This window comes from Sulfitobacter sp. 1A13496 (genome assembly GCF_043557225.1).
GTDB classification, from domain to species: domain Bacteria; phylum Pseudomonadota; class Alphaproteobacteria; order Rhodobacterales; family Rhodobacteraceae; genus Sulfitobacter; species Sulfitobacter faviae.
This window is the reverse complement of record NZ_JBIFFP010000005.1, coordinates 155,557-179,446: the sequence shown is the minus strand read 5'-3', so window position 1 is coordinate 179,446 and position 23,890 is coordinate 155,557. Positions and strand designations below refer to the sequence as shown.

Genomic DNA, 23,890 nt, shown 5'->3' with positions numbered 1-23,890 from the left:
ACATAGGCCCCAATTAAACTGGGGAAAGGGACAAGACATGGCAAATTATGCAAATCTGCCCGCACCAACGCCCGAAGGCGGGCTGAACCGCTATATGCAAGAGATCCGCAAGTTCCCGCTGCTGGAGCCTGAGGAAGAATACATGTTGGCCAAACGCTGGGTCGAAGAACAAGACACCGAAGCCGCGCATAAGATGGTCACCTCTCACCTGCGCCTCGCGGCGAAGATCGCGATGGGGTACCGGGGCTATGGGCTGCCGCAGTCCGAGGTGATCTCGGAAGCGAACGTCGGCCTGATGCAGGCGGTGAAACGTTTCGATCCTGAGAAGGGCTTCCGCCTTGCCACCTATGCGATGTGGTGGATTCGCGCCTCGATTCAGGAATATATCCTGCGGTCGTGGTCGCTGGTTAAGCTCGGCACGACCTCAGGTCAGAAAAAGCTGTTCTTCAACCTGCGTAAGGCCAAGAACAAGATCGGCGCGCTGGAAGAGGGCGATTTGCGCCCTGAAAACGTGAAGGAGATCGCGACCCAGCTTGGCGTGACCGAGGATGAGGTCGTCTCCATGAACCGGCGGATGTCGGGCGGGGATGCCTCGCTCAACGCGACTGTCGGGTCCGAAGGCGAAGGCACGATGCAGTGGCAAGATTGGTTGGAGGATGAAGACGCCGACCAAGCCGGCGACTATGCCGAGCGTGACGAGCTGGAGACCCGGCGTGAGATGCTGGCAGAGGCTTTGGACGTGCTGAACGAGCGCGAGAAGGACATTCTGACCCAGCGTCGCCTGTCGGATGAGACGGTCACGCTCGAAGATCTCTCGGCGCAATACGATGTCAGCCGCGAGCGGATTCGCCAGATCGAAGTGCGCGCCTTCGAGAAGCTGCAAAAGCGGATGCGCGACTTGGCGAAGGAAAAGGGCATGTTGGCGGCCAGCTAACGGCTGATCCCGATGATGCAGAGGGCCCCGCTTCTTTGGAGCGGGGCTTTTTTTTATTAAATTCGGGGTTCGACAAGCTGGCTTTCGAGCCTTGCGAGTTCTTCGAAACAGGCGGCGATCGTGCCCGACTGCATCGCCCGGGCAGCGGCTTGCAGCACCGCCCGCAGATGCACGATCTGAGGTTCCGGCGCGGTGTCGAAATCTCGCAGGGACCATCTGATCAGCCGCCAATAGGCCGCGCGAAAGGCGTCGCTGAGGATCGGGTTCTCGATCATCTCCGATAGGGCGTTCAAAAGCCGGGCGCGGATGTCGAAGAAGGCCTCGGCATTGTTCAGCGGGGCGAGGTCCATCATGCCCATAATCCCGGCGAGTGACATGAAGTGCGCCGTTGGGGCGGGGGAGGGCGGTGCACATTTGGCGGCAGCTTCGATAATCACCACAGCCGCGCGAATGTCATCCGCGCGCATGGGCGCGTCCAAAGGGGTCACAACAGACCCCACGCCGGATTTCACGGCGATCATGCGTTCATAGGCCAAACGTTGCAACGCTTGCCGGATGGGCGTGCGGGACACACCGAAACGCTGGGCGAGGGCCACCTCATGCAGCATGCCGTCGGCGATGTTCCGGTTCAGGCAGATGTCCGTCCGAAGCGCTTCTGCAATCGCGGCGCTGGATTTGACTTGGGTAGACATTGCCCGGCATCCTTCGTCTGTACGATTTTACCTATTTAACATGTATACAGGTGCTCCTGCCGTTACTCAAATTCTATGGGTGTTTTTATGTCTCGTGATGTGCCTGTTTTCGATCCTGAAGCGACCTCGATACGCGCCGTTATCCCCACGCCCCGCGGCGGGTATCTGGCGATGACGGGCTTTCCGGGGCTGTTGACCCATGTGGATGGCAGCGCTTACCTCGATCCTCAACAGATGCGGGAAACCTTGGAAGGCCTGCGCGCGGCTGGGGCGCGGGAGTTGCTTGTTCTTACCGAGGAGGCCGAGCTTCCTGACAGAACTTTTCCTCTGATTTCAAAGACTTCACAGTCTCTTGGTTTAAGGCTCTCCTTCGCGCCGATCGAAGATTTCAGCGTCCCCTGCAACAGATTCGTAACCGAATGGCCTGCACACCGGGTGCGTTTCGAGGCGGCGCTAGAGGCGGGAGAGACGGTTGCCCTTTCCTGCCAATACGGCGCGGGGCGCAGTGGGCTGATCGCGGCGTGGTTGCTGATCGGGGCCGGAATGCCCGCCGCGGAAGCCATCGCCTTGGTGCGCAGTCATTTCCCCGAAGCGATCGAAAACCAGCTTCAGGAGAACTGGCTGCTAGAGGTCGAAAAGGAGAGGTAGACCTCCCTTTCGCATAGGAAATGTGAAAAAAGTTTGGCGAATTATACGTTTGCACCATTGTCGGCAAGTTCTTGCCCCATTTCTGCCACAATTGAGCCCGACAACATGTATACAGGTTGGGTAAAAGCGGCACCTCAGAGAACGCAAAGGCCCATAGAAAGGGAAGATAAGCAACCAGACGATTAGGAAGAGGATCAGATATGCCAAGCCGCTCCACCGCGCCAGAAACACTCGGCCCCATCACGTCCCTCAATGCAGGTGATATTCTCCGCCGCAAACGCAGCTATGATCCCGTCACCGTTGGTCACCCGTCCGATGAATGCCCCGTCACACTTACCATCTGCGACGCCCGATTTCACAGTGTACAGTATGCCCGCGACTTTGGCCGGGTCGAGGCGATGGTTGAAGTGACCTATACCTGCCATCCCGCCGCCATGCCGCAAAGGGTCTACCTGCGCACCATCGTTCCGCTGCGCCCTGCCGGCCAGCGACAAGAGCTTCGCCGACGGCTTATTCAAAGCGCCGTCACCCTGTCCACCCTGCTAAACTGCTTGAATGGAGGAGATACGACCCTGCGTGCTGCTTGACTCACAGCCCAATGCCTAGCAACTGCACCCCCTTTTGGGGGTGTTCTTTTATTTGCGCGACCCCATCAAATGACCCTTGGGGCGGGGGCCATATCCCGGGTGAAGCCGTGACAAGCTGCCGCTGCGCCCCATATCTATGAAGTGAACCGCATGAGGAGGACGCAACATGGCAGGTGGATGGACACGCGATGGCGCGGTGAGCGAGCAGATCGAAGCCTCCATTTCCGACGAATTGGCGCGGCTAAAAGCGCGCCGCGCGCCAGTGGGCGAGAGCGGCACCCATTGCGCGGAATGCGAAGAGCCGATTCCAGAGGCGCGGCGCATGGCGCTGCCGGGGGTAAAGCTTTGTATCGACTGCGTGCGGGAACGAGACGGGCAGGCGCAGATGCGCGGCGGAATTAATCGGCGAGGCTCGAAAGACAGCCAGTTGAAGTGACCTCAAGGCCGTTCTGCCCGCCGTCTGCGGCGAAGGGAGCGCCAGCGCCGAAATAGCCGCACATCCATCGCCGCCACCATGAGGCCAAGCGGCAGTATCCAGAATCCGAGGATCGGCAAGAACCCGAGGATGCCGCCGCATATGAGCAGCAGGCCGAGCGCAAATCTAAATCCGGGCGGCACCCGCCGCTGAATCCAGACGAAGAAGGGTGCGAACCTTTCTTTCATGCGCTCGGCGCGGGACATCAGTCCTCCATCGCTTCCAATTCGTCGATCATGTCAGAGATCATCGACAGGCCCTTGTCCCAGAATGCCGGGTCGCTGGCATCAAGGCTAAAGGGGGCGAGCAGTTCTTTGTGGTGCTTCGATCCGCCCGCTTTCAGCATGTCGAAATACTTCTCTTCAAAGCCCTCTTCACCTTCCGCGTAGACGGCGTAGAGCGCGTTCACGAGGCCGTCGCCAAAGGCATAGGCATAGACGTAGAAGGGCGAATGCACGAAATGCGGGATATAGGCCCAGAAGGTCTCGTAGCCTTCCATGTACTCGAACGCCGGCCCGAGGCTCTCGGCCTGAACGCTCATCCATAGCGCGTTGATGTCGTCGGGCGTCAACTCCCCGCCGCGGCGCGCCTCGTGCAATTTGCACTCGAAGTCATAAAAGGCGATCTGGCGCACGACCGTGTTGATCATGTCCTCGACCTTGCCCGCCAGCAGCACCTTGCGCTCGGCCTGGGTCTGGGCCTTGTCGAGCATCTTGCGGAACGTCAGCATCTCGCCGAATACTGAGGCGGTCTCGGCCAATGTCAGCGGGGTGGAGGAGAGCATTTCGCCCTGATCGGCGGCCAGCACCTGGTGCACACCGTGGCCCAGCTCATGCGCCAGCGTCATCACGTCGCGCGGTTTGCCGAGGTAGTTCAGCATGACGTAAGGGTGCACGTCCGTCACCGTGGGATGCGCGAAGGCCCCGGGCGCTTTGCCGGGTTTCACGCCTGCGTCGATCCAGCCCTTGGTGAAGAAGGGCTTGGCCAGTTCGCCCATGCGCGGATCGAAGGCGTTGTAGGCCTCCATCACGGTCGCTTCGGCCTGCGCCCAGTCGACGACCTTGGGGTCTTCCATCGGCAGCGGCGCGTTGCGGTCCCAGACCTGCATGACGTCAAGGCCCAGCCACTTGCGCTTGAGCTCGTAATACCGGTGGCTCAGCTTCGGATAGGCTTCGACCACCGCGTTGCGCAGGGCCTCGACGACCTCGGGCTCGACGTGGTTGCTGAGGTGACGGCCTGTCTGCGGCGTCTCCATGCCGCGCCAGCGGTCGATCACTTCTTTCTCTTTCACCTGTGTGTTGTGCACGCGGGCGAAGGTGCGGATGTTGCGGCCCAGCACATTGGCCAACTCCCGCGCACCCGCCTCGCGCTTGGCGCGGTCGGGGTCGGTTAGCAGGTTCAGCGTGCCTTCGATGTTCAACGTCTCGCCATCGACCTCGAACTCCAGCCCGGCGATGGTCTCGTCGAACATGCGCTCCCATGCGTCGCCGACGACGCCGAGGTCGTGCAGGAACTTTTCCATCTCGTCCGACAGCTGGTAGGGCTTCATCGCGCGGATGCGGTCGAAGACGGGCTTGTAGCGCGCAAGATCGGGGTTCTCATCCAGCAGTTTGGCGAGGTGATCGTCGGGCAGCTTGTTGAGCTCCAGCGTGAAGAACACCAGCGGCGTGGTGTAATCGGTGATTTTCTCCTGCATGTCGGACATGAACTTGGCCCGGCCCGCGTCGGTGGTCTGCTGGTAGTAGCGCAGACCGGCGAAGGACATGATGCGCCCGGCGACCTGATTGATTTTCTCGTTGCGCAGCACGCAGTCGAGCAGACCCTTGGCATCCAGCGTGGCCAGATTGCCTTCGTAATCGGCGGCGAAGCTAGCGCAGGCTTCCTCCAGCCAGTCGAGGTCGCGTTTCAATTCGGGCGCGTCCTCACTGGTGTAGAGATCGCTCAGATCCCATTCCGGCAGATCGCCAAGGTCTTTGCCCCCGGCGCTGGTGTTGGCATCGTGAAGCGAGAAGGGAAGCTGAAACATCGGTGTACCTCATTTGCGTTTCGTCACATCTATGCCTCCGGGCGGGCCGGAACAACCTATCCGTAGATGCGCAGCATTTCTTTCAGATCGTCGAGGGTGTTGGCCTCTTGCAGCGGCTTGTCCTTGCGCCAGCGCAGCATCCGGGGAAAGCGCAGGGCGACGCCGGATTTGTGGCGCGGGCTGGGCTGGATGCCCTCGAAGGCGATTTCGAAAACATGGTGCGGGGTGACTTGGCGCACGGGGCCGAAACGTTGCTGCGTGTTTTTGCGCACCCATGCGGTGATCTGGCGGAACTCGGCGTCGGTGAGGCCGGAGTAGGCCTTGGTGAAGGGCACCAGATCGTTGCCGTTCCAGACCGCGAAGGTGAAATCGGTAAAGAGGTTCGCGCGGCGGCCCGAGCCCGATTGCGCGTAGATCATCACCGCGTCGATGGTCAGCGGGTCGAGCTTCCATTTCCACCAGTCGCCCTTCTTGCGGCCCGAAAGATAGGGGCTGTCCGCGCGTTTCAGCATCAGCCCCTCGGCCTGCGCCTCGCGCGCCGTTTCGCGCAGGCTGGCGAGTTGATCCCAGTCGGTGAATTGGTGTTGGGGAGAGAGACGCACGGGTGCGTCTTCGGGCAAATCGGCGGCGGCTTCTTCCAGCAGCGCACGGCGCTCGGCAAAGGGGCGGTGACGGATGTCTTCGCCCCGCCATTCCAGCAGGTCGTAGGCATGCAGGACGACAGGAGCCTCCTTAAGCAGCTTCTTCGGCACCGTCTTGCGTCCGATGCGGGCTTGCAAGGCATTGAAGGAGGAGGGGAATTCCGCGCCGGGCTGCCAAACCAGCAATTCGCCATCGAGCACCGTGCCCGGCGGCAGGTGATCGGCGGCGCGGGCCAGTTCGGGGAAACGGTCGGTCATCAACTCCTCGCCGCGCGACCAGACGAAATAGTCGCCATCGCGCAGGATGAGCTGGCCGCGGATGCCGTCCCATTTCCATTCCGCGCGCCAGTCTTCGGGATCGCCTAAGCCCTCCGGCCCGTCCTCAAGCGCGTAGGCGAGGTAGAAGGGGTAGGGGCGCGAGGCGTCGGCGCTGGCGTCCTCCGCCTCGATCAGGCTGTGCCATGTCACGTCGTCGGGGTGCCAGTTGCCCATCAGGCGGTGCGCCATCTCCGCCTCGGGCCGCCCGGTGGCGCGCGAGAGCGCCCGGGTCATCAGCTTCTGGCTGATGCCGATGCGAAAGCCGCCGGTGATGAGCTTGTTGAACAAAAACCGCTCGGTGCCGCCGAGTTGTCGCCAAGCGGAAAGGACAAATTCCTTGCGTGCCGCATCGTCGACGTCTTTCAGCCCGCGCAGGGCGTTGATCCATGAGGTGAGTGTGCCGGTGTCCTCGCTTTCCACCGGTGGCAGGACCAGCGCGATGGTCTCGGCCAGATCGCCGACGATGGCGTAGCTGTCCTCAGAGAGCCACAGCGGCACGCCGGATGCCTCAGAAGCCCATTCGCGCAGGCGGGTCGTGGTCACGGCGCGTTTCGGGCGGCGGCCCGAGAAGAGCGCCACGGTCCAGAGGCGGTCATCCTCGGCGGCCGTGGTGAAATACTCGGCCAGGGCGGCCACTTTGACCGTGGTCTTGGTGGTCTGGTCGACGGCGTTGAAAAGCGCGGCAAAATCCTTCATTCGCTGTCGCCCCCGTCACCTTCGAACTGGGTGGGCACGACTTCGGCGTTCCAGCCCTGATCGTTCAGGTATCGCGTGAAGATATCCGTGTAACCATGCGTGACATATATATTTTCTGCGCCTGTTTCGCGGATCGCCCAAAGCAGCCCATGCCAATCCGCATGGTCCGAGATGACAAAGCCTCGATCCCCCGCGCGCCGCCTGCGCACCCCGCGCAGCGCCATCCAGCCAGAGGCAAAGGCGCTCTCCTGCGCGCCGAACCGCCGCGCCCATTGGCTGCCAAGCGCGGAAGGCGGGGCCAGCACCAGCGCGCCGGGATGCTCCTTGGGGTTAAGTTCGTGCGTGACCAGCGTGGTCTCGGGCAGCGCGATGCCTTGGCCGCGCAGCACCTCGTTGGTGTTCTCCACCGCCGTATGGGTCAGGATCGGCCCGAGCTCGGGGTCGAGCATCGACAGAAGCCTCTGAGCCTTGCCCAGTGAATAGGCGCCGAGGAAGGCAGTCTTTCCCGCCGCCTTGCAACCCGCCCACCAGTCGTTGATCTGCGCTGCCACCTCGGCCTGGGGCGCCCAACGGAAGACCGGCAGGCCGAAGGTGCTCTCAGTAATGAAATGGTGGCAGCGGACCGGCTCGAAAGCTTCGGACATGCCATCGTCGATCACCTTGTAGTCACCCGAGGCGACCCAGACCTCGCCACCGACCTCAACCCGGATCTGCGCGCTGCCGGGGACATGGCCCGCGGGGTGGAAAGAGACCGTGGCCCCGCCGATCTGGCGCGTCTCGCCATAGGCGATGCCCTCGATGGCGATCTCGCCCAACCGGTGGCGCATTACGGGGAGCGCGGCATGGGTGGCCAGATAGCTGCCCATCCCGTCGCGGGCGTGGTCGGCGTGGCCATGGGTGATCAGCGCCCGGGCGACGGGGCGCCAGGGGTCGATGTAGAAGTCACCGGTAGCGCAGTAGATGCCGTTTTCGGTGAAGCTGAGGACGGGTTCGCGTGTCATCACAAGCAATCTAGGCGGCGCGGGCGGATTGCACAGGAAAATGACGCGGGCGCGGGGTTAACCGGTAATATTGCCCAGATAGAGCTTTTCCAGCCCGTCGAAGATCGGCTTGCGCAACTCTGGCCTCTCCAACAGCACCTCATGCTCACCGCCCGGCACGATCTCCAGCCGCCCGCCTTTCCACTGCGCCATGCGCTTGTGGACGCGGTCGGTGGCGACGATACGCTCGTTGCTGCCAAGGTAGGTGATGCAGGGAATGTTGGGCGCCGAGCGTCCGGCGAGGTGTTTGGTCTCGGCCAGTGCCTCGCGCAGCCAGACGAAGCTCGGGCCGCCGAGGCTCAGCTCCGGATGGGCGGCCAGTTGATCGCGCATCATGTCGTACATCTGCGGATCGGTGGTCAGCAGGTTGTCCTCGAAAGGGGCGATGGCGGGATAGGCTTCGATCTTGGTGCCCGGGGGCAGGCGGTGGCCCTGTCCGACCCGGGGCATGAACTGCGCCAAGGACCACGCCAGCGCGCGCAGATGCGGGACAACATAGATGCCCCACATCGGGCCGGTGAAAGCGACGGCCTGCACCGGCAGGCCTTCCATCACGGCACGCAGGCCGATGCAGCCGCCCATGGAGTGGGCCAGCAGGAAATAGGGGCGCGGCAGGTTCAGGCTGCGCGCGGCGCGCAGCATGGCGGCGACGTCTTTCTGATAGTCGCTGAAAACATCCACATGGCCGACGCGCGCGTCCGGTAAAAGCCGGTCCGACAGTCCCTGACCGCGCCAGTCAATCGCCATGGTGGCAAGGCCGCGCTGCGCGAAATCGGCGGCGCAAAGCCCGTATTTTTCGGTATATTCGGTCCGCCCGGGAAAGAGCAGCACCGTGCCCCGCGCGCCTGCGCAGGGCCAATGACCCAGCCTGATCCGCTTGCCATCCGATGTCTCGGCCCAATGGGCTTGGCCCCCATCGGGGCCGGGGGCGATATCGGTGTAAAGCGGGGCCGGGTCCAGGTGCATCAACCGAGAACAGCGGCGAGCTTCATCGCCATGCCCATGTCGCCGTCGATCTTGAGCTTGCCGGTCATGAATGCGGATGTGGGGTTGGTGTCGCCTTCGAGGATGGACTGGAAGGTTTCGGCATCCGCGCTCAGCGTCACGTCGGCCTCTTCGTCCGCCGCGCGCGCGCCGTTTTCGTCCATCATCACGGTGCCTTCACCTTCGATGTCGAACTTGGCCGTGCCGTCAAAATCGCTGCCGGCCAGCTTTTCGTTCAGCACCACTACCGCTTCGTTCACAATATCGCTCATCGCTCGCCCTTTTTTGGCATTTGGCCCCGCTACGTCTGGAATTGCGGCGGCAGCCTGTTACATTCAGTTTTGTTATGCGCATCATACCCGTCAACCTCAAACATACCGTTGCGGCAGTTGGTAGCTTTGTGTTGCTTGCGGGCATGGCCGTGGCCGAGAAGGCCCCGCCCGAGCTGATGCAAAAGCTGCGCGAGGCCCCAGCGGAGGAGGCCCCCAGAATCGCCCATGAGATCGAGGCGCATTGGCAGCGCTCCGGTTCGGCTGCGATGGATTTGCTGCTGACACGGGGACGGGAGGCGATGGCGGATGGCGATGCACGTTTGGCGATCGAGCATTTGACCGCGCTGACCGATCACGCCCCCGGTTTCGCCGAAGGGTTTCATGCGCGGGCGCAGGCCTATTACGGGGCCGACCTCTATGGTCCTGCGTTGGATGATCTGGAGCGGACGCTGGCGCTGAACCCCGACAATTACAACGCGATCTTCGGCCTTGCCGTGATGATCCAGGAGTTCGGAGATCTGGGCCGTGCGGCCGCACTTTACCGCAAGACGCTCGCCCTCAACCCGCATCACGAAGACGCCCGCGCGGCCCTTGAAGGGCTGCGCCGGGACGGCATCGGGCGCGAGCTTTAATTCAAGGATAGACAGGTGGCAGGCAACAAGCGCGTCGTGGCCGTTCTCGGCCCGACAAATACCGGCAAGACGACCTATGCAATCGAACGGATGCTGGCCCATCGGACCGGGGTGATCGGCCTGCCGCTGCGGCTTTTGGCGCGTGAGGTCTATGACCGGATCGTCAAGGCGCGCGGCCCCTCGGTGGTGGCGCTGGTCACGGGCGAAGAGCGGATCGTGCCGCCGCGCACGCAGTATTGGGTGTGCACTGTCGAGGCGATGCCGCAGGAGATGGGCGCGGATTTCGTGGCCATCGACGAGATCCAGCTTTGCGCCGATCCCGAGCGTGGCCATGTCTTTACCGACCGCCTGCTGCGCGCGCGGGGCCTGCATGAGACGCTGTTCATGGGGGCCGACACCATGCGCGGCACCATCGCGGCGCTGGTTCCGGGCGTCGATTTCATGCGCCGCGACCGGATGAGCGAATTGATCTATGCAGGTCAGAAAAAGATAAGCCGGATGAAACCCCGCAGCGCAATCGTCGGCTTTTCTGTTGAGAATGTATATGCCATCGCCGAGCTGATCCGCCGCCAGAAGGGCGGTGCGGCGGTGGTGATGGGCGCACTCTCTCCGCGCACGCGCAATGCGCAGGTGGCGATGTATCAAAACGGAGAGGTCGACTATCTGGTTGCCACCGATGCCATCGGCATGGGGTTGAACCTTGATGTCGATCATGTGGCCTTCTCGGCGCTCAGTAAGTTTGACGGGCGTCGGATGCGGCCCTTGGCCCCGAATGAACTGGCACAGATCGCTGGCCGGGCAGGGCGCGGGTTCAAATCCGGGACTTTTGGCACCACCGGGGACGCGCCTGCGCTGGACGAACACGTTGCCCGCGCGATCATGGATCACAACTTTACCCCGCAGAACAAGATCAACTGGCGCAACCACGCTTTGCAATTCGGCAGCATCGATCGTCTGATCAAGACCTTGGAAATGCCGCCCGAAGATGAGCGGCTGGTCAGGGCGCGGGAATCCGACGATCTGCGCGCGCTCAAGGCGCTGGCGCAGGTGGATGAGGTTTTTGCCCGGGCCACGGATGGCGCTTCGGTGCGGCTCCTGTGGGATGTGTGCCGGATTCCCGATTTCCGCGGCATCAGTCATGCGGAACATGCGGGGCTCTTGGAGACCATTTTCAACGATCTGCACCAGCGCGGATATATCCCCGATGATTGGCTCGCACGACAAATCAAACGAATTGATCGAACCGATGGCGACATTGATGCGTTGTCCAAACGACTCGCGTTTATTCGCACATGGACCTACGTTGCGCAGCGCAAGGGCTGGACAAAGGACGAAAGCCATTGGCGCGACACGACGCGTGTCGTAGAAGACCGCTTGTCGGACGCTCTGCACGAGCGTTTGACTCAAAGATTTGTAGATCGGCGCACGAGTGTATTGCTGCGCCGGCTTGGACAGAAGGAAGCCATGGTGGCCGATGTAAACGAGACCGGTGAAGTCACCGTTGAAGGTGAATTTGTAGGCAAGCTGGACGGGTTCCGCTTTCGGGTGGACAAGGGCGCGGGTGCGGCTGAAGACAAAACGGTGAAAACCGCCGCATTGCAGGCCTTGGCTCCGCAGTTCCATCTGCGCGCCGACCGGTTCTACAACGCCCCGGACACCGAGATTGACTTCACCGAACAGGGCGGCCTCATGTGGGGCAGCGCCGCGGTGGGCAAACTGACCGCTGGCAGCGACGCGCTGAAGCCGCAGGTCGAAGTCTTTGTCGATGATATCGCCGGGCCTGAAGTGGCCGAGAAGGTGAAACGCCGCCTCCAGCACTTCATCGACCGCAAGGTCGCGGCCCTGTTCGAGCCGTTGCTGGGGCTGAGCAAGGATGACACGCTGACCGGGCTGGCCCGTGGCTTTGCTTTCCAACTGGTTGAGAATTTCGGCATTCTGCCCCGCGCCCAAGTGGCCGAGGATGTGAAGGCGCTGGATCAAGACGCCCGCGGTGCGCTGCGCAAACATGGCATCCGGTTCGGCCAGTTCACCATCTTCATGCCGCTGATGCTCAAACCCGCGCCGACACGTCTGCGTCTGGTGCTGTGGTCGCTGGCCAAAGGGTTGAACGAATTCCCTGAATCGCCCCCTCCCGGTCTGGTGACCATCCCGGTCGAGGCCGAAGCACCCGCCGGGGCCGACACCATGTCGGGCTACCGCAACGCAGGCAAACGCGCGATTCGCATCGACATGCTGGAACGTCTCGCCGATATGCTGCGTGCCGAAGATTCCCGTGGCGGGTTTGAAGCCAAGCCTGACATGCTTTCGATCACCGGCATGACGCTTGAGCAATTCGCCGACCTGATGGAGGGCCTTGGCTATAAGGCCGAGAAGGATGAGCGGACTAAGGTGAAACCCGTTGATGTGGTGATGCCCAAAGACGGCAGCCACGACGCGATGGCCTCTTCCGCCGATACCGTAGTGCCCGAGAAACTCGACAGCGATCTTCCCGGTGACGATGCGGCGGACAAGCCGATCATGGATGTCGCTGCCGAGGAACCTGCGGGCGGTATCATCGAGACTCCTTCAGATGAGACCAACCCCGACGACCGCCCCGCAGATGTGGCGCAGATGCCCGACGACGGCATCGCACCTATCGCGGACGTGGCATCGGAAGACCCCGAGGTCGACACCAACATCCCCGAAGTGCCAGCGGAAGAAATCCCGCAGGGCACCGCGCCCGATGCCGATGTCGCCGGGCCGGAGATGGAGACCTATTACATCTTCACATGGGCCCGCAGCCCGCGCGGCAATGGCGGTAGCAACCGTCGCGGCGGGGACCGCAATCAAGGGCAAGGCAAGCCGCGTGGCAAGCCTGCCAAAGGCAAAGGGCGCAAGCCCGGCGGGGACAAGGGCGGCAAGTCGCAGAACTTCTCCGCCCGTCCTCCGCGCAAGGAAAAGCAGATCGACCCTGACAACCCCTTTGCCGCAGCACTTATGGGGCTGAAGGACGACAAGTAAGTGGAGGCGGGCGCGAAACTGCGGCTGGACAAATGGCTGTGGCACGCCCGCTTTTTCAAAACACGTTCGCTCGCTGCCGCGCAGGTGGCGGGCGGCGCCGTTCGGATCAACGGCATGCCGACGCAGAAACGCGCCAGCAATGTCGGCCCCGGCGATGTGCTGACTTTTCCGCAGGGTGACCATGTGCGGGTGATCCGCATCGAGGCGATCGGCCATCGCCGCGGCCCGGCCCCCGAAGCGCAGACGCTCTACACCGATCTGTCCCCGCCGCAGCCCAAATCAAAGGACAGACAGCCCGAAAATCCCGGTTTTGAGGGAAAGGGCCGCCCGACCAAGCGCGACCGCAGGCAGCTTGATCTTTCTAAGGCGCGCCACCTTGAATGATCCCGCGCCCCGGTTTAGCTAGTCCCTCACATATCCAGCCAGAGTTTCCGCATGACCTATATCGTGAATGACGCCTGCATCGCTTGCAAATACACCGACTGTGTCGAAGTCTGCCCGGTGGACTGCTTCTATGAAGGCGAGAACATGCTGGTGATCCACCCCGATGAATGCATCGATTGCGGCGTTTGCGAGCCTGAGTGCCCCGCCGATGCAATCCGCCCGGACACCGAACCGGACATGGAAAAATGGGTGGAGTTCAACCGCAAGTATTCCGAACTTTGGCCCGTCATCATCACCAAGAAAGACCCGTTGCCCGAAGCAGAGGAGATGGACGGCAAAGAGGGCAAGATGGAGCTCTTCTCCGAAAAACCGGGCGAGGGCGGCTAAGGCACGGCGATTCGCGCTTTGTTGCGCCTCTGTGACCTCAACTTTAAGTGTTAACCCGCTGAATTGACCGGGAAACCGCCGAGGCTGGCTTGGGGGCGCTTCCGAAAGGCGTGATTCTGTGCTATAGTGTCTTCAAGCTGTAACACACGAGCCTGAAAATGTTTCGACCCTGCTGCCAAGGTTGACCTCACATTTCTAACTCAAACGCACCCGAACGCAGACCGCTCAGGCTGCGCTTCGCATGCGTTTTACGTGCTGTTCAGGTGTCTGAGTTAATGGCGGGGCTTCCCCCGCGCGCCAAGGAGCGATCTATATGACCAAATCGAAAAAGCTTGATTTCCGCCCCAATGAATTCGTCGTCTACCCTGCGCATGGCGTCGGGCAGATCGTCTCGATTGAGGAGCAGGAAGTTGCCGGCATCGCGCTGGAGCTCTTCGTAATTTCCTTTGAAAAAGACAAAATGACCCTGCGGGTGCCGACCCATAAGGCGACCGAAATCGGCATGCGCGCCCTGTCGACACCCGATGTGATCAACCATGCGATGAAAACGCTCAAGGGCAAGGCCAAGGTCAAGCGCGCCATGTGGTCCCGCCGCGCGCAGGAGTATGAGCAAAAGATCAACTCCGGCGATCTTATCGCCATTGCCGAGGTCGTGCGCGACCTGCACCGCACCGACGACCAGCGCGAGCAGAGCTATTCCGAGCGTCAGCTTTACGAAGCAGCGCTTGAGCGCCTGACCCGTGAAGTGGCCGCTGTGTCGGGCGGCGATGAACTCGCCGCCGCAAAACAGGTTGGCGACGTGCTGGAAAGCCGTGTGGCCGCCTAAAGGTAGCAGGATTTAGGATAATGCCGCGTCCCTTTCGGGGGCGCGGTTTTTTTATGGAATGGCCTGCCAGCCGTAGGCCATCATCTGGCAACCGGTCAGCAGGGCGATCTCGGTCACCTGTTGGGTCGCACCCAAAACATCGCCGGTCTGCCCGCCGATCTTGCGTTTGGCGATCTGGCGGACCACCAATGCGGCAAGCAGCGCCAACAGGGCCAAGCGCCATGCGGAATAATGCGGCGCCAGCACGATCACGACCACGCCGATCAGCACCGCCACCGCCGTCGCCAGTTCCCCGGGGCGGCCCGTGCGGTCAGACAGCCCATCGCGGCGGGCGGTGGGCAGGCTGTCCATCACCCAGACCATCGCCGCCCGCGATCCGCAGGAGGCGACGACCAGCGCCCAGATCAGCGCCTCATCCGTAATCAATTCGCTGATGAGATACCAACGCAGCAAAAGCGACAGCACCAGCGCCACGACGCCATAGGTGCCGATCACGCTGTCTTTCATGATTTTCAGGCGCTTTTCGCGGGTCCAGCCGCCCCAGAAGCCATCGGCGCAATCGGCAAGGCCATCCTCATGCATCGCCCCGCTTAGCATCACGAGTGTCAGCAGCACGAAGGCGGCGACCAGCGGCGGCGTCGCGCCCATGCGCGTCAGCGCCACACCGATGGCCCCGGCAATCAGCGCCAGCACGATCCCGACCAAGGGATAGGCCCATGCGCTGCGGGCCGGGGGGCGGTGCGCCACCGTCGGGAAGTGGAAATGCGGCAGGGGCAGGCGGGTCAGCAGGGCAAAGGCCACGGCGATGTCGTGGGGCCGGAAGGCCTGCCTCAGGGCGGTGGTGTCGGGAATGGCCATTATTTCGCCCCTTCGGCACTTTCAGCGCCGACAGGCTAAGGCTAGAAACGATTGAATATCAATCCGCAAAGGGCCGCATATGAACACGTCTTTCGCCAGTCTTACCGAATTTCGCAGCCTGCTGCGTGCGATGCCCGCCTGCGACGACGCGGCGATGGCAGAGGCGCGGGCCCATGACGCCATGCTGACCAAACCCCCCGGCGCGCTTGGCCGGTTGGAGGAGCTCGCGGTCTGGTATCGGGGCTGGCGCGGCGGGGCGCGCGCCGAGATCGCAGCGCCCCAGATCATCGTGTTTGCAGGCAACCATGGGGTCGCCGCGCGGGGCGTCTCGGCCTTCCCGGCAGAGGTGACGGCGCAGATGGTGTCGAACTTCGAACAGGGCGGGGCGGCGATCAATCAGATCGCACGGGTCAATGGGGCGAGCCTCGACGTGGTGCCGCTGTCCTTGGACAGGCCCACCCAAGATTTCACGGTCGCGCCCGCAATGGCGGAAGACGAATTCGTCGAGGCGCTCCGGGCGGGCTGGGAGGCGGTGAATCCCGAGGCCGATCTGCTTGTCGTGGGTGAGATGGGCATCGCCAACACCACCTCGGCGGCGGCACTTGCCACGGCGCTTCTAGGCGGCGAGGCGGAATTCTGGACCGGGCGCGGCACCGGGGTGGATGACGCGGGCTTGTCGCTGAAGACCGAGGTCGTGGCCGAGGGGGTCGCCCTGCATGCGGACAAGGGCGATGGGTTAGAGCAGCTGCGCCGTCTCGGGGGGCGGGAATTGGCCGCGATGGCCGGAGCTTTGGCGCGGGCGCGGGCCCTGCGCATCCCGGTGATCCTCGACGGTTTCATCTGCTGTGCCGCCGCGCTCAGCCTCGCGCGCACGGCACCCGGCGCGCTGGATCACTGCGTCGCGGGGCATCTCAGCGCGGAAAGCGGTCACCGGCGGCTCTTGGGCGCGTTGGACAAGGAGCCGCTGCTGGAGTTGAACCTGCGTCTGGGGGAGGGCTCTGGCGCGGGCTTGGCGATTGGCATCCTCAAGACCGCGCTCGCCTGTCACGCGGGCATGGCCACCTTCGCCGAAGCGGGCGTCAGCGACGCATAGGGCGGTGCTGGTGGCCCCCCGAAAGGGGCTGCCCGGTTCAGGCGCTTTCCTTGCCCTTGTCTTCGCCAAGGTTGAGAAAGGCGGTCTCCAAATCCTTTTGCAACTCCTTCGCCCGGGCCACATAGGCGGCGTTTTGCGAAGGCGGCACATCGGGCCGCCAAAGCGCCGCCAATTCGCGGACCGAGACCCGGTCATGGGCGTAGAAAAGCTTTTGCGCCTCATTCGCCTCGAAGTCTGAAAGCCCCATGTTTTCCAACACATAGCGCCCGGCCCGAAGCGAGCTGTCGAACATCTCGCGCACGATGTCATTCGACCCGGCTTGATAGTGGCGGTACACTTCCTCGCGGTCGCGCGCGCGGCTGACGATATGCAGGTTCGGGTTCTCTTTGCGCGCGTAGGAGATGAGAGAGACCGCGGATTTCGGATCATCGAGGGCCACCACCAAGACGCTGGCCTCTTGCAGCCCCGCCTTGCGCAGGATGTCGGGCCGCGTGGGATCGCCTAGAAACCCTTTGAAGCCAAAGCGCCGCATGACAGCAATGGTCTCGGGGTTGTGGTCCAGCACGACGGTTTGAAAACCGCTGGCTTGGACCATCCGGTTCACCATCTGACCAAAGCGCCCGACGCCCGCGATGATCACCGGGCCGCTGCTGTCGATCTCATCAGCGATGACGGGGCCGCCGTCGTCAAGGCGTCGGCTGATCAGGTCGTGCAGGATGAAAAGCAGCGGCGTGATCAGCATGGTTAGGGCCACGACCAGCAAAAGCGTCTCGCCAATCGGGTCGGGCATGACGCCGGTGGCAAGGGAAAAGCTGACCAGCACAAAGCCAAATTCCCCGGCCTGCGCCAGCGCTAGCGTGAAAAGCCAACCGTCGCGGCCTTTGAGGCGGAAGAGGCGGCCCAGCACCATCAGGATCAGCGCTTTGACGATGATGACCAACAGCGCCATGCAGATCAGGATCAGCGGTTTTTCGAACAGCAAAACAAAGTTGATGCCCGCCCCCACGGTGATGAAAAACAGCCCCAAGAGCAGCCCCTTGAAAGGTTCGAGGTCGGTCTCCAACTCATGGCGGAACTCGCTGCTGGCCAGCACCACGCCCGCCAGAAAGGCGCCGAGCGCGGGCGACAAGCCGACCACGGTCATCAGCGAGGAAATCCCTACCACGATCAGCAGCGCCAATGCGGTGTACATCTCGCGCAGCTTGGCGAGGTGGATGTAGCGGAACACCGGACGGGTCAGGTAAATGCCCACGAGGATGATCGCGGCGACCGCTCCGATCGTGACCAGCGTAACGCCCCAGCCCGGCAGGCTTTGCACAAAGGTCTGCGCGGCATGGGCGACCTCTCCGGCATGGCTGCCCTCGGCCCCGTGATGGGCATTCTCCACCGCCTGCGGGTCGAGCGAGATTGAGCCATCGGGCAAAAGCCCGCCCGGAATGCCCGTGGCGAGCAACGGCAGGAAGGCGAGGATGGGGATCACCGCGATATCCTGCGTCAGCAGGACAGAGAAGACGGAGCGCCCGCCTTGGGTTCGCATCAGCCCTTTTTCCGATAGGGTTTGCAACACGATGGCCGTCGAAGACAGCGCCAGCGTCAACCCGATTGCTAGCGCCACGCGCCACGGCTGGTCGTAAGCCATGGCGATGGCCATGAGCGCCGCGGTCGACAGCAGCACTTGCAAGCCCCCCAAGCCCAGCAGACGGTGGCGCATGTCCCACAGCGCGCGCGGCTCCAACTCCAGCCCGATCAGGAAGAGCATCATCACAACGCCGAATTCCGCGAAATGCTGCACGTCTTTCGTCTCGGACCCGACAAGGCCCAGCACCGGCCCGATCAGAATGCCCGCCGCCAGATAGCCCAGCACCGACCCCAGCCCCAATCGCGCGGCAATCGGCACGGCGATCACCGCAGCAGCCAGATAGACGGAGGCTTGGAACAGGAAACTTTCCATTGCGGTCCTCTTTCAGGGTCAGGTGGGCAGCGGCCCGTCCTGTTTCAGTTGGTCCATGACAATCTGGCTATGCACCCGGCTAACAGCTTGATGGGGCAGAAGAACGTCGTGAATGAGCCTGTTCAGGCTCGGCAGATCGTCACAATAGACCCTCAGGAGGTAGTCCGCATCCCCCGTCATCGTCCAAGCGCTCACAATCTCGGGACGGGTGGCCATGAGCCGGGCAAAGCTCGCCGAATGTTCCGGTCCGTGGGTGCCCAGATGGACCTGCACGAAGCCCTGCACGTTCAGCCCCATCCGCACCGGATCAAGCCGCGCGTGATAGCCGCGAATGTAGCCCTCCGCCTCCAACCGCTGACGCCTGCGCCCGGCTTGGCTGGGGGAGAGGTTCAGCTCTTGCCCCAACTCCTGCGCCGTGAGGTGGGCGTTCTTTTGCAGCGCGGTTAGCAGCCGCCTGTCGATCTCATCGAGCATGATGCGCAATCTCCGCATGGTTTGGAGGTACTATGCGTCGCTTCCGCGATATTGACCAGATGAATGCTGTGATACGCGCAATTCGCGCGGCGGTTGCGGCGTAGACTGGGGCAAATCCCAAAGCAGAGGAGACTGACATGGGCCCTTTCCCGCATGACGCCCCGAAATCGCAGATCACGGCAGAGAACCCCGCCGGCACCGATGGTTTCGAGTTTGTCGAATTTGCCAGCCCCGACCCGCAGGCGCTGCGCGATGTCTTCACCAAAATGGGCTATGCCCATGTCGCCAATCACAAGACCAAGAAGATCGAGCTTTGGCAGCAGGGCGACATCACCTACGTTCTGAACCACGACCCCGAGAGCTTTGCCGCGCGTTTTGTCGAAAAACACGGCCCCTGCGCCCCCTCGATGGGCTGGCGCGTCGTGGATGCGCAAAAGGCGCTGGAGCACGCGGTGGCCAATGGCGCCGAGGAATATAAGGGCGATGGCAAGGTGCTCGACGTGCCCGCGATCATGGGCATCGGCGGCTCGCTGATCTACTTCGTCGACCAGTATTACGACACCTCGCCCTACAACTGGGAATATGACTGGATCGCCACATCCAAGCCCGAGGGCGTGGGGTTCTACTACCTCGACCACCTGACGCACAACGTGCACAAGGGCAATATGGACGTTTGGTTCAAGTTCTACGGCGACCTGTTCAACTTCCGTGAAATCCGGTTTTTTGACATTGAGGGCAAATATACGGGGCTTACCAGCCGCGCGCTGACCTCGCCCTGCGGGCGCATTCGCATCCCGATCAACGAAGACCGGGGCGAGACCGGGCAGATCGTGGCCTATCTCAAGAAGTACAACGGCGAGGGCATCCAGCATATCGCCGTCGGCGCGCGCAACATCTATGACGCCACCGATGCGATTGCCGACAATGGGCTGAAGTTCATGCCCGGCCCGCCCGAGACCTATTACAAGATGTCGAAAGAGCGGGTGACCGGCCACGAAGAGCCGCTGGACCGCATGCAGAAACACGGCATCCTGATCGACGGCGAAGGCGTGGTCGACGGGGGCGAGACGCGCATCCTGTTGCAGATTTTCTCGAAAACCGTGATCGGGCCGATCTTCTTTGAGTTCATCGAACGCAAGGGTGACGACGGTTTCGGTGAGGGCAACTTCAAAGCGCTCTTTGAATCGATCGAGCAAGAGCAGATCGACAATGGTGAGCTTGAGGCCACCTAGTCAGAAGTACATCCGGGGGAGGGAAAAAGGGGCGCTGCGGCGTCTCTTTTTATGTGGTGAGACCTAGTTCGGCATCTTCAGCACGACATTCCGACCCCGGCGCACATAGCGCAACTCGCTATCGCCAATGGCCGAGACGCGGCCCCCGTCGATCCGGTCGCCGACCTCAACCTTTTGATAGCGCCCGTTGCTGAGCCGAACCAGAGCGCGGCGGTTCGAGGGTTTGCCATAAACGCCGATCAGATTGACGTCGCGCAGGTTGATCGCATTCTTCACCGTGGCCTGTTTCGCCACGGAGGTTTTCGATGGAAAGCGGGGCTGCACGGCCTTGGGTGCCACGCTCGCGACCTGCGCAGGCGCAGCCCGGCGGGCGGCGCGTTTCACGATCCGGTCGAAATTGCGGGGCCGGGTATCGGGGCGGCGCGACTGGGTTGTGGCCTGTTTCGTCGCGTTCTGGATTGCGGGCGGCGTGGCGAGGGCGGCGGCGACCGCGCCGCTGGTGTCGATGGGGGCAACCTCGGGCTCAGGCGTGGCAGCGGCGAGCGCTTCCTGAGCGATTTCTTGAACGGATTTGGGCCGCAGTTGCGGGCGCAGATCGGCCAATTCGGAACGTGTCAGCCCGCCAAGCTGGGCGCGTTCGGTCGTCTCTGCCAAATCGTCGGGGCGCAGACGGGGCCGGGCCTCGGCCAAGGCGCTGTCGACCTCGGGCTCAGCCGGTTCGGCGTCTGGCCGGGTCAGAGTGGCGGGGGGCTGCACGGCGGGGCGTCCGAGGTAGACCAGATGGCCATCGGGGCTGAGCGCCCCCTGCGTCGTGGGCTTGACCAAGCCGCGCGCGTCCAGCGCAAAGCGTGTGCCCGCCGCCGCCGGAGAGCTGACCGCGCCGGGGGCAATGTCGGTGCCGAACCCATCGGCGGGCGGCAGGGCCACGGCGTCTGTCGTGCTGCTGATCGGGTCGATGCTGGTGAGGTAGAGATCGTCGATATCAATCGCCGCCGCCGGGGCCGGGGGCACGTCGGGGGCGCGGGCCCAGATGCCGGTGGTGGCATATTTGGCGTCGATCTCGGCCTCGGTCATCTCTGACAGGGGGCGCGGCTCAGCGTCGCGCAGCGCGTCGAGCACGGCACCGTCTTCATCAGTCAGACCGGCGTCCAAGGCGGCGGTTTCGATCGCGTCAGGCGCTGCCGGTTCGGGGGGCAGAACGGCGATGTCATTCTCGATTTCAGGGGTTTCCGCAGGGGCCAAGGCTTCGGCTGTGCTGCGCGGGCTGCGGTCGCCAAAGAGCCGCGAAAGCGCGCTGCCCTCGTCGAGGAAAATCGAGGCCCAAGCCGCGACACCGGCCAAGAAGACCAAAAGCGCCGCCGTCAGGATCAGGCCTAGGAAACGCGGCTTGCCGCCGACTTCGTTCCGGCGGCGCGCGCCGAAAACGGTCATTCGCTCGGCCTCTGATGCCGGGGTGGCCGCGGCGGGGCTGGCAGGGGCGGTCCGGCGGTCTTTCGACGCTTTCGGTTTGCGGCGGCTGAGGAAGGTGCCGGTGGAGGTGGTCGCCTCGGGCGTCAGCGAGCTGCTGTCGGGCTGGGGGGCTGCAGCCTCTGTCGCGGCGGCGGCGGTGGCCGGTTCGACGGGCATCTGCGGCGCAAGCGGGGCCGCAGCGGGCGAAGGTGCGCCGACGGGCAGGGAGGCTGTGCTGGGGGCGGGCGCGGGCGTCGCTTCCGCCTTGGCGGCAGGCGGGGGCGGGGGTGCCTCCCGGCTCGCGCCGCCAAGGCTGGGCGCGTTGTCTGACCCGCCACGGCGGCTCGCAAAACCGGCGGCAGGGGCACTGCGCGAGGGCGGTGCCGAGAAATCAACCTTGCGCGAAGGCTCGGGCTGCGACGCGGTCTGCGTGCTGGCCGCCGCCGCGAGGGGGGCTGCGGATGCCGCAACGCTGCCCGTGGGGGCGGGCGGCGCGTCCGCCTCCGTCTCTGCCGGTTCCTCGCTTGGCGCGGCGGTCTCCAACGCGGGCAGGTCCTCCGCAAACGGCGGTGGGGTTTCCTCTGGAGTGGGGGGCAGTTCGGCCTCTGCCGGGTCTCCCGTCGCCTCCGTTTCCGTCGCAGCGTCCAAGGCGGGCAGGTCTTCGTCCAAGGGCGGTGGCGTGTCTTCGGGGGTTGGCTCCAACGCGGGGGAGGCTTCCGAAACGTCCTCGGTCGATGCCAAATCTGGCAGGTCTTCCTCTACCGGCGGCGGGGTCTCCTCCGGCGTCGGGGCAAGTTCAGGCTCGGCGACGGGGGTCGTCTCATCCGTGTCCACGACCGGCCCTTCGGGCGCGTTCATCACGCCGGAAATCACGATGGGGGCCGTTTCAGGTTCCACAGTTTCGCCGGGTTCCAGCAGGTCCGACGCAGCTTTCGTCATGCCGAAATGCGGCGCGCCATCGAAGCTCTCATTGGCCGGGGCGGCGGCGAAGCTGACCGGGTGGAAACGATGCTCCACCGCGAAGGCCTCGGCTTCGTCCAAAGTCTCGCGGGCCACGGCGGCCACATGGCTCTGCCCGCCATCGGCATGCACGTCGAACACCAGATCGGAAACCGGATAGGGCGTGGCCCCCTCCAGCGCCTCTGCCGCTGCGGCACGGCGGGCGGCGGGGTCCATATCCGGCGTGTCGAGGGTGAGGTATTTGATCTGCGCGTCGGGGATCAACAGCAGGCTGCGCAGCCCGCCGGGCTCCAACGCCGTGGCGGTTTTGCGCAAGACCGCCAGTTCCGCCGCCAGATCGGCACTGTCGAGCGCCACTTCACCAACAAGCTGCCATCCGCCCGATGTGCGGTGGAGCAAACGAATGCCGTCGAACGACAGGGAGAGGGTAAAATTCGGCTTCATCGCGGTCGACTTTAGCATGGGGTCGGGCGCACTTACAGACGCGCCGCAGTCATGGCAAAGGATAGAGCAGGAGTTCGCCCAAGGGAAGGGTGCCCACCGCGCAGCTGCTTGTCAGAACCGGCCCGCGATGGGCAAATGGCGGCGCATTGATGCACGGAAAGGAACGAACATGCGACTGATGAATTGGGTGGCGCTGGCGTGGATGGCGGGGGCCGGATTGGTCTCGGCCCAGCAGGGACCGGAAGAGGGGATTATCGTCACCGGCCAAGGCAGCATCGCCGCCGCGCCTGACATGGCGACGATCACTCTGGGCGTGACTGAAGAGGCCGAAACCGCCAAGGCCGCGATGGACGGGGTGAATGCCGCCGTAAGCGCGATCCTCACCCAGCTCGACGCGCAGGGCGTCGCGGCGAAGGACCGTCAGACCAGCCGTTTCTACCTGCGCCCGGTGCATGACCGCCGCGGGAATGAAAACGGCCAGCCGCCGCGCATCACCGGCTATCAGGCGGGCAACTCCGTAACGGTCAAAGTGCGCGATCTGGAGCGCTTGGGTGCGATGATGGATGCGGTGATCGATGAGGGCGCGAATGATTTCAACGGCTTGGACTTTGGTCTTCAAGACCCGAAAGATGCGCTGGCCGAGGCACGCAAAGCCGCCGTTGCGGATGCCACCGAACGCGCGCGGCAGTTGGCCGAGGCGGCAGGGGTAAAGCTGGGCACGTTGATCCGCATGACCGAAAACTCCCACGCGCAGCCCAAGATGTTCGAATCCGCCCGTATGGGGATGGCGATGGACAGCGCCGTGGCCGAGGGCGAGGTCGAGGTGCAGGCGCAGGTCTCGATGACCTTTGCGATTGCGCCGGGGCAGTAAGCTGCCGCAGATGGAA

23 protein-coding genes are annotated in these 23,890 nt (G+C 63.4%); 12 read left to right on the top strand and 11 right to left on the bottom strand.

What is annotated here, in order from left to right; all coding sequences use genetic code 11:
• The first annotated feature begins 37 nt into the window (after positions 1-37).
• On the top strand, positions 38-934 hold the full coding sequence (gene rpoH / locus ACGYLX_RS13170) for an RNA polymerase sigma factor RpoH (RefSeq protein WP_067262445.1): 897 nt from the start codon (positions 38-40) through the stop codon (positions 932-934).
• Positions 935-990: 56 nt separating this feature from the next.
• Here rpoH and ACGYLX_RS13165 read toward each other — a convergent pair whose 3' ends face one another.
• Positions 991-1,626: a GntR family transcriptional regulator gene (locus ACGYLX_RS13165; protein ID WP_394450035.1), complete on the bottom strand. Its 636-nt coding sequence runs from the start codon at positions 1,624-1,626 to the stop codon at positions 991-993.
• An 87-nt stretch (positions 1,627-1,713) separates the two neighbouring features.
• Here ACGYLX_RS13165 and ACGYLX_RS13160 point away from each other — a divergent pair, with 87 nt between their 5' ends.
• The 3 genes from ACGYLX_RS13160 to ACGYLX_RS13150 all read left to right on the top strand — a co-directional run bounded on the left by ACGYLX_RS13160 (position 1,714) and on the right by ACGYLX_RS13150 (position 3,297).
• Positions 1,714-2,274, top strand: coding sequence for a hypothetical protein (locus ACGYLX_RS13160; protein ID WP_394450034.1), 561 nt, complete (start codon positions 1,714-1,716; stop codon positions 2,272-2,274).
• A gap of 200 nt (positions 2,275-2,474) precedes the next feature.
• Positions 2,475-2,861, top strand: a complete 387-nt coding sequence (locus tag ACGYLX_RS13155; protein WP_394450033.1) for a hypothetical protein — start codon at positions 2,475-2,477, stop codon at positions 2,859-2,861.
• A 166-nt stretch (positions 2,862-3,027) separates the two neighbouring features.
• Entirely contained in the window at positions 3,028-3,297 is a 270-nt protein-coding gene (locus tag ACGYLX_RS13150; protein WP_394450031.1) for a DksA/TraR family C4-type zinc finger protein, read from the top strand.
• Positions 3,298-3,299: 2 nt separating this feature from the next.
• Here the strand turns inward: ACGYLX_RS13150 and ACGYLX_RS13145 are convergent, their stop codons facing one another.
• Genes ACGYLX_RS13145 through ACGYLX_RS13120 form a run of 6 tightly spaced genes read right to left on the bottom strand, consistent with a single transcriptional unit; the run spans position 3,300 to position 9,313 of the window.
• Positions 3,300-3,542, bottom strand: coding sequence for a hypothetical protein (locus ACGYLX_RS13145; RefSeq protein ID WP_394450029.1), 243 nt, complete (start codon positions 3,540-3,542; stop codon positions 3,300-3,302).
• Positions 3,542-5,362, bottom strand: coding sequence for a M3 family oligoendopeptidase (locus ACGYLX_RS13140; RefSeq protein WP_394450027.1), 1,821 nt, complete (start codon positions 5,360-5,362; stop codon positions 3,542-3,544). The genes ACGYLX_RS13145 and ACGYLX_RS13140 overlap by 1 nt, the downstream gene beginning before the upstream one ends.
• Before the next feature lie 56 nt (positions 5,363-5,418).
• Positions 5,419-7,017: an ATP-dependent DNA ligase gene (locus tag ACGYLX_RS13135; protein WP_394450025.1), complete on the bottom strand. Its 1,599-nt coding sequence runs from the start codon at positions 7,015-7,017 to the stop codon at positions 5,419-5,421.
• Complete coding sequence (locus ACGYLX_RS13130; protein ID WP_394450023.1) at positions 7,014-8,018, bottom strand: ligase-associated DNA damage response exonuclease; 1,005 nt, start codon at positions 8,016-8,018, stop codon at positions 7,014-7,016. Before ACGYLX_RS13130 ends, ACGYLX_RS13135 begins: the two co-directional genes overlap by 4 nt.
• A gap of 57 nt (positions 8,019-8,075) precedes the next feature.
• A complete protein-coding gene (locus ACGYLX_RS13125; RefSeq protein WP_394450021.1) occupies positions 8,076-9,023 on the bottom strand; it encodes an alpha/beta fold hydrolase in 948 nt (315 codons plus the stop codon).
• The gene (locus tag ACGYLX_RS13120; RefSeq protein WP_067262473.1) at positions 9,023-9,313 is read right to left on the bottom strand and encodes an SCP2 sterol-binding domain-containing protein; all 291 of its coding nucleotides are present in this window, start codon (positions 9,311-9,313) and stop codon (positions 9,023-9,025) included. Before ACGYLX_RS13120 ends, ACGYLX_RS13125 begins: the two co-directional genes overlap by 1 nt.
• A 74-nt stretch (positions 9,314-9,387) precedes the next feature.
• On the opposite strand from ACGYLX_RS13120, the gene ACGYLX_RS13115 reads away from it, so the two are divergent.
• The 5 genes from ACGYLX_RS13115 (at position 9,388) to ACGYLX_RS13095 (ending at position 14,542) form a co-directional block, all read left to right on the top strand.
• The gene (locus ACGYLX_RS13115) at positions 9,388-9,945 is read left to right on the top strand and encodes a hypothetical protein (protein WP_067262476.1); all 558 of its coding nucleotides are present in this window, start codon (positions 9,388-9,390) and stop codon (positions 9,943-9,945) included.
• Between the two features lie 15 nt (positions 9,946-9,960).
• A complete protein-coding gene (locus tag ACGYLX_RS13110; protein ID WP_394450019.1) occupies positions 9,961-12,945 on the top strand; it encodes a helicase-related protein in 2,985 nt (994 codons plus the stop codon).
• Positions 12,946-13,329, top strand: a complete 384-nt coding sequence (locus ACGYLX_RS13105) for an RNA-binding S4 domain-containing protein (RefSeq protein ID WP_394450017.1) — start codon at positions 12,946-12,948, stop codon at positions 13,327-13,329.
• A gap of 51 nt (positions 13,330-13,380) precedes the next feature.
• Complete coding sequence (gene fdxA / locus ACGYLX_RS13100; RefSeq protein ID WP_067262482.1) at positions 13,381-13,716, top strand: ferredoxin FdxA; 336 nt, start codon at positions 13,381-13,383, stop codon at positions 13,714-13,716.
• 313 nt (positions 13,717-14,029) lie between these two features.
• Complete coding sequence (locus tag ACGYLX_RS13095) at positions 14,030-14,542, top strand: CarD family transcriptional regulator (protein ID WP_007120274.1); 513 nt, start codon at positions 14,030-14,032, stop codon at positions 14,540-14,542.
• A gap of 51 nt (positions 14,543-14,593) precedes the next feature.
• On the opposite strand, the gene cobS is transcribed toward ACGYLX_RS13095, so the two are convergent.
• On the bottom strand, positions 14,594-15,400 hold the full coding sequence (gene cobS, locus ACGYLX_RS13090) for an adenosylcobinamide-GDP ribazoletransferase (protein WP_394450015.1): 807 nt from the start codon (positions 15,398-15,400) through the stop codon (positions 14,594-14,596).
• A 79-nt stretch (positions 15,401-15,479) separates the two neighbouring features.
• Here cobS and cobT point away from each other — a divergent pair, with 79 nt between their 5' ends.
• Complete coding sequence (gene cobT, locus ACGYLX_RS13085; RefSeq protein WP_394450013.1) at positions 15,480-16,493, top strand: nicotinate-nucleotide--dimethylbenzimidazole phosphoribosyltransferase; 1,014 nt, start codon at positions 15,480-15,482, stop codon at positions 16,491-16,493.
• Positions 16,494-16,530: 37 nt separating this feature from the next.
• On the opposite strand, the gene ACGYLX_RS13080 is transcribed toward cobT, so the two are convergent.
• A complete protein-coding gene (locus ACGYLX_RS13080) occupies positions 16,531-18,444 on the bottom strand; it encodes a monovalent cation:proton antiporter-2 (CPA2) family protein (protein ID WP_394450011.1) in 1,914 nt (637 codons plus the stop codon).
• A gap of 18 nt (positions 18,445-18,462) precedes the next feature.
• The gene (locus ACGYLX_RS13075) at positions 18,463-18,918 is read right to left on the bottom strand and encodes an Lrp/AsnC family transcriptional regulator (RefSeq protein ID WP_271689612.1); all 456 of its coding nucleotides are present in this window, start codon (positions 18,916-18,918) and stop codon (positions 18,463-18,465) included.
• 137 nt (positions 18,919-19,055) lie between these two features.
• On the opposite strand from ACGYLX_RS13075, the gene hppD reads away from it, so the two are divergent.
• On the top strand, positions 19,056-20,150 hold the full coding sequence (hppD, locus tag ACGYLX_RS13070) for a 4-hydroxyphenylpyruvate dioxygenase (RefSeq protein ID WP_394450009.1): 1,095 nt from the start codon (positions 19,056-19,058) through the stop codon (positions 20,148-20,150).
• A gap of 63 nt (positions 20,151-20,213) precedes the next feature.
• Here hppD and ACGYLX_RS13065 read toward each other — a convergent pair whose 3' ends face one another.
• Positions 20,214-23,021, bottom strand: coding sequence for a hypothetical protein (locus ACGYLX_RS13065; protein ID WP_394450007.1), 2,808 nt, complete (start codon positions 23,019-23,021; stop codon positions 20,214-20,216).
• 151 nt (positions 23,022-23,172) lie between these two features.
• Here ACGYLX_RS13065 and ACGYLX_RS13060 point away from each other — a divergent pair, with 151 nt between their 5' ends.
• Positions 23,173-23,874 (top strand): SIMPL domain-containing protein, encoded by a 702-nt coding sequence (locus tag ACGYLX_RS13060; protein WP_394450005.1) that lies wholly within the window; start codon positions 23,173-23,175, stop codon positions 23,872-23,874.
• Positions 23,875-23,890: the final 16 nt, after the last annotated feature.